Source organism: Achromobacter sp. JUb104, assembly GCF_024806975.1.
Taxonomy (GTDB): domain Bacteria; phylum Pseudomonadota; class Gammaproteobacteria; order Burkholderiales; family Burkholderiaceae_B; genus Achromobacter; species Achromobacter spanius.
Window position 1 is genome coordinate 1,151,119 of record NZ_JANUEY010000001.1, and the last position, 11,415, is coordinate 1,162,533.

Annotated in this window: 9 protein-coding genes; all 9 read left to right on the forward strand. The window is 66.6% G+C overall.

All coding sequences use genetic code 11. The features are described 5' to 3' along the window. Positions 1-31: 31 nt before the first annotated feature. Positions 32-922: a LysR family transcriptional regulator gene (locus M2361_RS05330; protein WP_259246704.1), complete on the forward strand. Its 891-nt coding sequence runs from the start codon at positions 32-34 to the stop codon at positions 920-922. A 93-nt stretch (positions 923-1,015) separates the two neighbouring features. Continuing rightward, the gene (locus M2361_RS05335) at positions 1,016-2,506 is read left to right on the forward strand and encodes an amidase (RefSeq protein ID WP_259246706.1); all 1,491 of its coding nucleotides are present in this window, start codon (positions 1,016-1,018) and stop codon (positions 2,504-2,506) included. A gap of 211 nt (positions 2,507-2,717) precedes the next feature. Then, on the forward strand, positions 2,718-4,337 hold the full coding sequence (locus M2361_RS05340; RefSeq protein ID WP_259246708.1) for a methyl-accepting chemotaxis protein: 1,620 nt from the start codon (positions 2,718-2,720) through the stop codon (positions 4,335-4,337). 8 nt (positions 4,338-4,345) lie between these two features. Continuing rightward, on the forward strand, positions 4,346-4,966 hold the full coding sequence (locus M2361_RS05345) for a chemotaxis protein CheW (protein ID WP_259246709.1): 621 nt from the start codon (positions 4,346-4,348) through the stop codon (positions 4,964-4,966). Next, the gene (locus tag M2361_RS05350; protein WP_259246710.1) at positions 4,963-6,303 is read left to right on the forward strand and encodes a protein-glutamate O-methyltransferase CheR; all 1,341 of its coding nucleotides are present in this window, start codon (positions 4,963-4,965) and stop codon (positions 6,301-6,303) included. The genes M2361_RS05345 and M2361_RS05350 overlap by 4 nt, the downstream gene beginning before the upstream one ends. Then, a complete protein-coding gene (locus tag M2361_RS05355; RefSeq protein WP_259246712.1) occupies positions 6,296-6,961 on the forward strand; it encodes a chemotaxis protein CheW in 666 nt (221 codons plus the stop codon). The genes M2361_RS05350 and M2361_RS05355 overlap by 8 nt, the downstream gene beginning before the upstream one ends. Beyond that, positions 6,958-9,342 carry a hybrid sensor histidine kinase/response regulator gene (locus M2361_RS05360; RefSeq protein ID WP_259246713.1) on the forward strand — a complete coding sequence of 795 codons (2,385 nt, stop codon included), beginning with the start codon at positions 6,958-6,960 and terminating at the stop codon, positions 9,340-9,342. Before M2361_RS05355 ends, M2361_RS05360 begins: the two co-directional genes overlap by 4 nt. Then, a complete protein-coding gene (locus M2361_RS05365) occupies positions 9,339-10,349 on the forward strand; it encodes a chemotaxis response regulator protein-glutamate methylesterase (protein WP_259246715.1) in 1,011 nt (336 codons plus the stop codon). Before M2361_RS05360 ends, M2361_RS05365 begins: the two co-directional genes overlap by 4 nt. 33 nt (positions 10,350-10,382) lie before the next feature. Further along, positions 10,383-11,408 (forward strand): PleD family two-component system response regulator, encoded by a 1,026-nt coding sequence (locus tag M2361_RS05370; protein ID WP_100856072.1) that lies wholly within the window; start codon positions 10,383-10,385, stop codon positions 11,406-11,408. Positions 11,409-11,415: the final 7 nt, after the last annotated feature.

The window sequence follows — 11,415 nt, forward strand, 5'->3', positions numbered from 1 at the left end:
GGACGTGGATGTCCGCATTGGAGCGTGGTGAATGGATAGCCTGAGCGGCATAGGGGTGTTCGTGCTGGTGGCGCAAGCGGGCAGCTTTGCCGAGGCGGGGCGCGTGCTGGGGGTGTCGCCGTCGGCGGTGGGCAAGAGCATTGCGCGGATGGAAGCGCGCTTGAAAGTGCGGCTGTTTCATCGCAGCACCCGCCAGCTTGCGTTGACGCCGGAAGGCGAAAAATTCCTGGATCGCTGCCGCCGCATCTTGTGCGAGGTCGAAGCGGCTGAACTGGAATTGTCGGCGGCGTCCGACGCACCGCAGGGCAAGCTGCGCGTGAGCCTGCCGCGCTATAGCGGCTTGTACGACGCCAGCATCGCCAGCTTCATGCGGCAGTACCCCGCCGTGGAACTGGACCTGGATTTCACCGACCGGATGGTGGACGTCATCGGCGAAGGCTACGACGCCGTGGTCCGTTCGGGCGACATGGACGACTCCGGCTTGAAGCGCCGCCGCCTGGGCGCGTTTCGCCGGGTGCTGGCGGCATCGCCCGACTATCTGCGCCAGCACGGCACGCCCAAGCGCGCGGCCGACCTGATGCGCCATGCCTGCCTGCATTACCGCTATCCGGCCACGGGCCGTCTGGAAAAATGGCCGTTCAAGCTGGGACCGGACGCCCAGGCGCCCGAACTGCCCTTGACGCTGGTGTGCAACAGCGTGGAAACGCGGCTTGCGCTGGCCGTGGGCGGGCAGGGCATTGTTTGCCTGCCGGACTTCACGATCCGCCGCGAGCTGGCGGCGGGGCAATTGCAACTCGTCATGGAAGACCGCACGCGGGGCGGCGGCACGATGTGGGCGCTGTGGCCCGCCAGCCGTCACGCGTCGCCCAAGCTGCGCGTGTTCATCGACCACCTGGCGCAGCATTTGTTTCCGCAAGGGTAGTGCTGGCCCCGCCCAGCTTGCGTAGTATGTCGTCTGGGTGAACTGGCCAACGCGCCAGCCTGACAACGACCAAGACATTCCGGAGACCCTCGCATGCCCCTCGCCACGCCGACCGACGCCGCCAGCCTGAACCCCATCGTCGCCATGCCGGCGCATGCCTTGTCGGACGCGATCCGGCGCCGCGAGCTGTCCTGTGTCGAGGTCATGCGCGCGTATCTGGCGCACATCGACAGCGTCAACCCGAAGATCAACGCCATCGTCGCCCGCCGCGACGCCGATGCGCTGCTGCGCGAAGCCGCCGAGCGCGACGCGCAACTGGATGCGGGCCAATGGCTGGGCTGGATGCATGGCATGCCGCAGGCGCCCAAGGACCTGACGGCCGTGCGCGGCATGGTCACGTCGATGGGCTCGCTGGTCTACAAGGACCAGGTCACACAGCACGATTCGATCATCGTCGAGCGCATGCGGGCGTCGGGCGCCATCTTCATCGGCCGCACCAACGTGCCGGAATTCGGCTTGGGCTCGCATACCTACAACCAGGTTTATGGCACCACGGGCAACCCCTACGACCCATCCAAGACGGCGGGCGGCAGCAGCGGCGGCGCGGCGGCGGCGCTGGCTGCGCGCATGCTGCCCGTGGCCGACGGCAGCGATTTTGGCGGCTCGCTGCGCAACCCGGCTGCGTTCTGCAACGTGTACGGCATGCGGCCGTCGGCGGGGCGCGTGCCGTTCGGGCCGTCGCCCGAAGTGTTCCTGAAGCAACTGTCGTATGAAGGGCCAATGGGCCGCACGCCGCGCGACGTGGCGCTGCTGCTGTCGGTGATGGCGGGGCACGACAAGCGTTCGCCCTTGTCGTTGCGCGACGACCCCGCGCAGTTCGCCACGGCATTGGACGCCACATCAGACGCGGACCCGCGCGGCAAGCGCATCGGCTGGCTGGGCGACTGGGGCGGTTACCTGCCCTTGGAGCCGGGCATTCTGGACGTGTGTGCGCAAGGCTTGGCCACACTGGATACCGTGGGCTGCGACGTCGTTGATTACCAGGTGCCGTTCGCGGGCGACCGGCTGTGGCGCATGTGGTTGACGCATCGCCACCTGATGGTGGGCGGCCAATTCCATGCGCTGGTTCAAGACCCGCAAACGCGCAAGCTGCTCAAGCCCGCGCTGATCTGGGAAGTGGAAGGCTTGGACGGCATGACCGCGCACGAGGTCTATCAGGCCACGCAGGAACGTAGCGCCTGGTACCAGACGGTGCTGAGCATGTTTGAAGAGGTCGATTTCCTGGCGGTGCCGTCGGCGCAGGTGTTTCCCTTTGACGCCACGCTGGACTGGCCCAAGCACATTGCCGGGCGCGCCATGGATACCTATCACCGCTGGATGGAAACCGTGACGCCGTGGACGCTGGCGGGCTGCCCGGTGATCAGCGTGCCGGTGGGCTTCAGCCCGCAGGGCCTGCCGATGGGCATGCAACTCATCGGCCCGCCGCAGGGCGACCTGGATGTGTTGCGGCTGGCGCAAGCCTATGACCAGGCGTGCGACTGGGTACAAGCCCACCCGCCAGCGTCGCTGTGGCAAGCGGCCTAGCCACGCCTGCGGTACGCACTGTCACGGAAAAACACAAGTTCCTGTAAGCGGACTTTGCGTTTTTCTGACGGACATCCCCAAATTTACGGGGATTTCCCTAGTTTTTCATGGCTCGCCGCACTCGCCTTTGCAATAATCAGTGCATTTCCCCACATCCGGTAATGGGTGGGTCGGGCGTTGTCGTGTTGAACCTGCACAAAGGTCTACCTGAATGAAGAATCTGACTCTGCGCCAACGCATTCTGGCCAGCTTCATGGTCATCTTGGCCATCATGACGTTGATGGTGGTGGTTGATTACCGACGCCTGCTGCACATTGAAGATGAAGTGGTGATGATCAACACGGACGCCGTGCCGGGCATCTACTACAGCACGTCGATACGCGCGTCGTGGTTTGCCGGGTTCGTGGTGGTGCAAGACGCTTTCAACAGCGATTCCGACGCAGAGCGCCGCACGGTGCTGGAGGCGCTGCCCAAGAGCGACCAGCAGTTGGAAGAGCACATCGACTTTTACCGCCGCACGATTTCGCGCGAGGACGATCGCGCGATGTTCGCGGATTTCGAGAAGGCCTTGCAGGATTACAAGCGCATTCGTGCCGATATCCTGGGTAGCGCGATGGCGGGCGATACGCTTGGGGCGAAAAGCCGCGTCAAGAATGAATTGCGGCCCGCCTTCTACCAGGGGCGCGACATCCTGGCCAAGATGGTGGTGGAAAACAAGAAGCAGGCAGACGAGGCCGCCGTCAGCATCAAGAAGGCCGTGGATGCCGCCGAATACGGCATGTTGTTGTCGCTGGGCCTGGCGATCGCGGCCGCGATCGTATGCGGCGTGATGCTGATGCGCGCCATCGGCAACCCCATGCGCGACATCGTCAAGACCCTGGAATCCACCGGCAGCGGCGACCTGACCCGCCGCCTGGCCTTGGCGCGCAAAGACGAATTCAACGCCATCGAAACCGGTTTCAACGGCATGGTGGACGAACTGACCGGGCTGGTTGGCAAGACCCAGCGTTCGGCCGTGCAGGTGGCGACGTCGGTGACCGAGATTGCGGCCACGTCCAAGCAGCAGCAAGCCACCGCGTCCGAAGTGGCGGCCACCACCACCGAAATCGGCGCCACCTCGCGTGAAATTTCCGCCACATCACGCGAGCTGGTGCGCACCATGACCGAAGTGTCCAGCGCCGCCGAGCAGACCGCGTCGCTGGCCGGCAGCGGGCAGGTTGGGCTGGCGCGCATGGAAGACACGATGCGCAACGTGGTGGGCGCGGCGGGCTCGGTGAATGCCAAGCTGGCCATCCTGAACGAGAAAGCCGGCAATATCACCCAAGTGGTTACCACGATCACCAAGGTGGCGGACCAGACCAACCTGTTGTCGCTCAACGCCGCCATTGAAGCCGAGAAGGCCGGCGAGTACGGCCGTGGCTTCGTGGTGGTGGCGACCGAGATCCGCCGACTGGCCGATCAGACCGCCGTGGCCACGTATGACATCGAACAGATGGTGCGCGAGATCCAGTCGTCGGTGTCGGCGGGCGTGATGGGCATGGACAAGTTCTCGGAGGAAGTGCGCCGGGGCATGGCCGACATGCAGCAGGTGGGCGACCAGTTGTCGCAGATCATCCAGCAGGTGCAGACGCTTGCGCCGCGCGTGCAGATGGTGAACGAAGGCATGCAGGCGCAGGCAACGGGCGCCGAGCAGATCAACCAGGCCTTGCAGCAGTTGAGCGACGCCGCCCAGCAAACCGTGGAATCCCTGCGCCAGTCCAGCCTGGCGATTGAAGAGCTGACGGTGGTGGCCAACGACCTGCGCAGCGGCGTGTCGCGCTTCAAGATCTGAGCCCCGTCATGGCGGAACTTGCACCATCGTCCTCGTCCGGCCCCTTAAGGGCGGCCGGGGCGGCCGCGCGGCGGCTGTATCTGCTGTTTCGCATCGGCGGCGACCGCTATGCGCTGGATGCGGGCGAGGTCATCGAGGTGTTGGGCTTGCGCACGTTGAAACAAGTGCCCGGCGCGCCCTTGTGGGTGGCGGGCATGCTGGACAGACGCGGCGCACCGGTGCCCGTGATCGACATGAGCGAGCTCGCGGGGCAGGGCGCCGCCGCCCGGGTCACCAGCACCCGCCTGGCGCTGGTGCATTACCGGCCGGCTGCGGCTGCGACTGCAACTGCGGCTGCAACCCCGGCTGCAACCCCGGCTGCCACTGCAACGGCGTCAGCAACTGCAGCTGACCCCAGCGCGTCTGACCATGTGCTGGGGCTGATTCTGGAACACGCTACCGAGACCCTGCATTACGACCCGGCCGCGTTCCAGCCTTCGGGCCTGGACAGCCCCAACGCCCGCTACTTGGGGCCGGTGCTGAGCGATGCGCACGGCATGGTCCAGGCCGTGCGCGTGAATGACCTGCTGGCGCCGTCCGTGCGCGCGATGCTGTACCCGGCCGACCTTGATGGCGAGGCCCAGCCATGATGCTCGTCGACGAATTCAGCGCCTTGCTCAAGCGCAAGATGGGGCTGGATAGCGGCTCCATCGGCAAGGCGGCGGTCGAACGCGCCGTGCGCCACCGCATGAACGCGGTGGGCGTGGCGGACGAACACGAGTTCCTGCGGCGGCTGCACACGGTGGCCGACGAAATGCAGCAACTGATCGAAGCCGTGATCGTGCCCGAGACCTGGTTTTTCCGCTATCCGGAATCGCAAACCGCCATGGTCAGCCTGGCACGTGAACGCCTGTTCGCGGCCGGCGTGCCGGAAAGCCGGGTGCTGCGGATATTAAGCGTGCCGTGCGCCAGCGGCGAAGAACCGTATTCCATTGCCATGGCCTTGCTGAATGCAGGCGTGCCCGCCGCGCGCTTTCAGGTGGACGCCGTGGACATCAGCGAACGCATGGTGCAGTTCGCGCAACGCGCACTGTATGGCCGCAACGCATTCCGTGGCGACGACCTGGCGTATCGCGACCGCCACTTTGTTGAAACGGCCGACGGCCATCAACTGAATGCGCAGGTCCGCGAGCGGGTCCGCTTTCAACACGGCAACCTGTTCGACGGCAACCTGCTGGCGGGCGTGGCCCCGTACGACTTCGTGTTCTGCCGCAACTTGCTGATCTACTTCGACGGGCCGACCCAGGAACGTGCCGTGCAGGTGCTGCGGCGCTTCACGCGCAATGACGGCGTGATTTTTGTCGGGCCGGCCGAGACCAGCCTCTTGACGCAGCGCCGCCTGCCCGCGCTGCCGTTGGCGCGATCGTTCGCCTTCCGGGCGCAGGCCTTGCCGCCACCGCCTGAGCCCGCGACGCGGGCCATGGGCACGGCGGGGGGATTGGGTGCCACCGCAGTCACCCCCATCGTGCATGCCTGGGCGCCGCCCCGGCGGCCCGTGGCGCAGGCGCCGGCCGCGCGACTGCCCCTGGCGCATGCGGCAATCGCCCCGGCGCCTGGCAATGGCGACACCAGCGCGGCAAACGGCAACACCAGCACGGCCATGGGCAACACAAACGCCACGGCATCGCTGCGCCAGATCGCGCAGATGGCGGATCGCGGTCGCGTGCAGGACGCCTTGGCGCAATGCCGCGCCCACATAGACCTGCACGGCGTCAGCGCCGACGGGCTGCATCTGCTGGGCCTGTTGCAAGACGCCGCCGGCGACGCGCATCAGGCGCAGGCGGCTTACCGCAAGGCGCTATACCTGGACCCGACCCACCGCGAAGCGCTGCTGCACCTGGCCGCCTTGATCGCATCGTCAGGCGACATCGAAGGCGCGCGCCGCTTGCAGGCGCGGGCGGCGCGACAGGAGGCCCGACGTGATTGAGTCTCTTGTGCGCCTGTCCGACATTGACGACTGCTGGAACCGCATCGGTATCCGTGGCGACAAAAGCTGCGACCAGTTGCCCACGCATGTGCATTGCCGCAACTGCCCGGTCTATGCGGCGGCCGCCAAACGCATTCTGGACCGGTTGCCGCCGCAACTTGAGTCGTTCGACAGCGATATCGAGCAGCCCCGGCAAGACGTTCGCTTGTCTTCGCTGCTGGTATTCCGCGTGGGCGCGGAATGGCTGTCTCTGCCGACGCGGGCCCTGGACGAGGTGGCCGCCACACGCCAGATCCTGACGCTGCCGCATCGCCGCGACCCGGCGGTGCTGGGCGTGACCAATGTGCGCGGCACCTTGACCGTGTGCGTGTCCTTGGCGCGCCTGTTGGGGCTGGACGCGGCGGGCGATGACACGCGCGAGCGCCCCGGCGCGGCCCGCATGCTGATCTTCGGCGGCGCGGGCCGGGCCGTGGTGCTGCCGGTGGACGAGGTTGAAGGCATTCATGCCGTCAACCTGGACCAACTGGAACCGCTGCCGTCAACCGTAGAGGGCGCCAGCGTGAAGTACTCGCGCGGGGTGGCCCCATGCGGTGGTCGCAGCGTGGGTGTGCTGGATGAAGCCCTGTTGATGCAAGCTTTGGAACGGAGCCTGGCGTGAACCCGGACGAGATGCGCGACGCCTCCTTGCTTGAGCTGTTCCAGCTTGAGACCCGCACCCAGGTGCAGGTGCTGAACAACGGCCTGCTGGCGCTGGAACACGACCCGACGTCGGCGGCCCAGCTTGAGGCCTGCATGCGCGCGGCGCATTCGCTCAAGGGCGCCGCCCGCATCGTGGACCTGCACCCCGCCGTGCGTATTGCGCACGCCATGGAAGACTGCCTGGTGGCCGCGCAGGAAGGGCGGCTGCGCTTGCAGGCGGATGATATCGATGCCTTGTTGCTGGGCACTGACCTGCTGCAACGGGTGGCCACGCCCGGCGCGGATCTGGGTGGCGAGATCGATGACCTGGTGGTGCGCCTGAGCAATGCGCCGGCTGTCCCGCCCGCGCCGACCCGTGCGCCCAGGCCGTCGGATTACTTGCCGCCGATCCAGCGCTTCGACGATTTGCCGGCCTCGGCCCGTGTCCCGCAACCGGGCCGGACGGCGGCAACGGCGGCGGTACCCACTGCGGGTTCGAGTGCACTCCCGACCGCCAGCCCGAGCCCGAGCTTGGCAGTGACACCACCGCCGCCGACAACACCCCCCGCTCAGCCGACGACACGCCGCAGTTCCGACCAGGGCATCTTCGAAGGCGAGCGCGTGCTGCGCGTTACCGCCGACACGCTGAACAAATTGCTGGGCCTGTCCAGCGAGACGCTGGTGGAGTCGCACTGGGTTGGCCCATTCGGGGCATCCATGCTGCGGCTGCGGCGCTTGCAGGCGGGCGCCGCGCAGGCGCTGGACGGCGTGCGCGGCGCGCTGGCCGGCCAGCATGTGGACGCCCGTGCGCAGGCGGCGCTGGACGACGCCCAGCGTATTGTTGAGCAATGCCAGCAAGAACTGACCCAGCGCACCAACGAAGTCGATGAGTTCGGCTGGCGCATGAGCCATCTGGCCCAACGCCTGTACGACACCGCGCTGGCTTGCCGCATGCGGCCCTTTGGCGACGGCGTGGGCGGCATGCCGCGCATGGTGCGCGACCTGGGCCGCTCGCTGGGCAAACAGGTACGGCTGGAGATCGAGGGCGACACCACGCAGGTGGACCGTGACATTCTTGAAAAGCTGGACGCGCCGTTGATGCATCTGCTGCGCAACGCGGTGGACCATGGCATTGAAATGCCGATGGACCGCCTGGACGCCGGCAAGCCCCCGGAAGGCCTGATCAAGCTGTCGGCGCGGCACTCTGCCGGCATGCTGGTGGTGGAACTGAGCGACGACGGCGCGGGCATTTCGTTGGACCGGCTGCGCATCGAAGTCGTGCAGCGCAAGCTGACCACGGCCGACACCGCGGCGCGCCTGAGCGAAGCCGAACTGCTGGAATTCCTGTTCCTGTCCGGCTTCAGCACGCGCGGCGAAGTGACCGAGATTTCAGGGCGCGGCGTGGGCCTGGACGTGGTGCAGACGATGGTGCGCCAGTTGCGCGGCGCGGTGCGCATTCATCAGACCAGCGGGCAGGGCACGCGCTTCGTGCTGGAAATGCCCTTGTCGCTGTCGGTGGTACGCAGCCTGCTGGTTGAGGTGCAGGGCGCGATCTATGCGTTTCCGCTGGCCTACGTCAGCCATGCCTTGCAGGTACGCAGGGAAGACATCGAACAGTTGGAAGGCCATCAGCACTTTCGGTTCATGGACCGGCAGGTTGGCCTGGTGTCGGCGCGGCAGATCCTGCGGGGCGGCGAGCCCGCGCCCGCAACGGAATCCGTGGCGGTGGTGGTCGTGGGCGATCACGACAAGCGCTACGGCATCGCGGTCGACCGCTACGTGGGCGAGCGCACGCTGGTGGTGCAGCCGCTGGACCCCCGGTTGGGCAAGGTGCAGGACGTGATGGCGGGCGCCTTGATGGACGACGGCACGCCGCTCTTGATCCTGGACGTGGAAGACATGCTGCTGTCAGTGCGGAAACTGATCGAAGCCGGCCGCCTGACGCGGGTGGACGGCGCGGGCCAGGTCGCGCAGACGCGCCGCCGCAAGCGCGTGCTGGTGGTGGACGATTCCCTGACCGTGCGCGAACTGGAACGCAAGCTGCTGGTGAACCGGGGCTTTGACGTGGCCGTGGCGGTTGACGGCATGGATGGCTGGAACATGCTGCGCGGCGAAGATTTTGATTTGGTCGTGACCGATGTGGACATGCCGCGCATGGATGGCATCGAACTGGTGTCGCGCATCAAGGCCGACGCCAAGCTGCAAGGCCTGCCGGTGATGGTGGTGTCGTACAAAGACCGCGAGGAAGATCGGCGGCGCGGGCTGGATGCCGGCGCTGACTACTATCTGGCCAAGGGAAGTTTCCATGACGACGCGTTGCTGGACGCCGTCGAAGACCTGATCGGAAAGGCACTGACGTGAGAATCGGCATCGTCAACGATCTGCAAATAGCGGTCGAGGCCCTGCGGCGCGCCATCGCGCTGGAACCGGGGCTGGAAGTGGCGTGGGTGGCGTCCAACGGCGAAGAGGCCGTGGCGCAGTGCGCGCGCGACCGGCCCGACGTGGTGCTGATGGACCTGATCATGCCCGTCATGGATGGGGTGGAGGCCACGCGCCGCATCATGGCCGAGTCGCCGTGCGCGATTGTGGTGGTCACCGTGGACGTGGCCCGCCACACCGCGCGCGTGTTCGACGCCATGGGCCACGGCGCGCTGGACGCGGTGGATACGCCCGTGGTCGGCGGGGGCGACCTGCGCAGCGCCGCCGCGCCCTTGCTGCGCAAGATCCGCAACATCGGCTGGTTGATCGGCCGCTACGGCAGCCGGCCCAACTTGACCCCGGTGCCCCACGCGGCCGCGCGCGCGGATGCGCAACGGCTGCTGGTCATCGGGGCGTCGGCGGGTGGGCCGGCCACGCTGGCCCAACTGCTGCGCGATCTGCCGCTGAGTTTCCCCGCCGGCATCGTGCTCGTGCAGCATGTGGATGCGTCGTTTGCGGCGGGCATGGCCGACTGGTTGAACGACCAGGTGCTGTTGCCCGTGCGGCTGGTGCGCGAAGGTGAACGGCCCTTGCCGGGCCAGATCCTGCTGGCGGGCACCGACGACCATCTGCACCTGCTGGCCGACGGCACTCTGCGCTACACCCCGGACCCCAAGGAAAGCCTGTACCGGCCGTCCATCGACGTGTTCTTTCATAGCGTGGCGCAGCACTGGCGCGGCACCGCCGTGGGCGTGCTGCTGACCGGCATGGGTCAGGACGGCGCGCGCGGCCTGAAGGCCATGCGTGAACGCGGCTGCCTGACCATTGCGCAAGACCAGGCCACCAGTGCCGTGTACGGCATGCCCAAGGCGGCGGCCGCCTTGCAGGCGGCGGTGGAAATCAAACCGTTGGACCAGATCGCGCCGCGCGTGATCCAGGCCTTGGCCTGAGCGCCCAACATTGCCAGACATCAAGGAATAGCGATGCACCCTCCCATAGACAGCGCAGGCTCGGCGGATTTGAGCGCGCACGCGGCCATGGTGCTGCTGGTTGACGATCAGGTCATGGTGGCCGAAGCGATCCGGCGGGCGCTGGTCGTCGAGGGCAATATCGATTTCCACTATTGCTCGGACCCCTACAAGGCGCTGACGGTGGCTATTCAGACGCGGCCCACCGTCATCTTGCAAGACCTGGTGCTGCCGGGCGTGGACGGCTTGAGCCTGGTGAAGGAATACCGCAACCACCCGGTCACGCGCGACATTCCCATCATCGTGCTGTCCACCAAGGAAGACGCCGCCATCAAGAGCGCGGCGTTTTCCTCGGGCGCCAACGATTATCTGGTGAAGCTGCCCGATTCCATCGAACTGGTGGCGCGCATCCGCTACCACTCGCGCTCGTATCTGGCGCTGGTGCAGCGCGACGAGGCCTACCAGGCGCTGCGTCAAAGCCAGCAGCAACTGCTGGAAAGCAATATGGAATTGCGCCGGCTGACCAATTCCGACGGCTTGACGGGCCTGGGCAACCGCCGCTACTTCGATGAATACCTGAATGCGGAATGGTTGCGCGCGCGCCGCGATGGCCGCGAGATCAGCATGTTGATGATCGATGTGGACCACTTCAAGGCCTACAACGACACCTATGGGCACATAGCAGGTGACGAAGCGCTCAAGCGCGTGGCCAACACCATCTTCGCTAGTTGCGACCGCTCCACCGACCTGGCGGCCCGCTTTGGCGGGGAAGAGTTTGCACTGGTGCTGCCCGGCACGCCCGGTGGCAGCGCGCGACTGGCAGCCGAAAAACTGCGCCGCGCGGTCGAGGCCATGCAGATTCCGCAAAAGGATACGGGGTCAGGGCCCTGGCTGACCGTCAGCATCGGCACGGCCACGGCCATTCCCACGAATGACCAGCCCTGCACCGACCTGATCCTCACGGCGGACCGCGGTCTCTACCAGGCCAAGCGCAACGGCCGCAATCGGGTCGTGCCCGGCCAGATGCAAGCGGACGAATAGGCGTTAT

Coding starts and splice junctions, on each gene's coding strand:
- M2361_RS05340 (WP_259246708.1), top strand. CDS start 2,718: ATGAAGAATCTGACTCTGCGCCAACGCATTCTGGCCAGCTTCATGGTC.
- M2361_RS05335 (WP_259246706.1), top strand. CDS start 1,016: ATGCCCCTCGCCACGCCGACCGACGCCGCCAGCCTGAACCCCATCGTC.
- M2361_RS05370 (WP_100856072.1), top strand. CDS start 10,383: ATGCACCCTCCCATAGACAGCGCAGGCTCGGCGGATTTGAGCGCGCAC.
- M2361_RS05330 (WP_259246704.1), top strand. CDS start 32: ATGGATAGCCTGAGCGGCATAGGGGTGTTCGTGCTGGTGGCGCAAGCG.
- M2361_RS05345 (WP_259246709.1), top strand. CDS start 4,346: ATGGCGGAACTTGCACCATCGTCCTCGTCCGGCCCCTTAAGGGCGGCC.
- M2361_RS05350 (WP_259246710.1), top strand. CDS start 4,963: ATGATGCTCGTCGACGAATTCAGCGCCTTGCTCAAGCGCAAGATGGGG.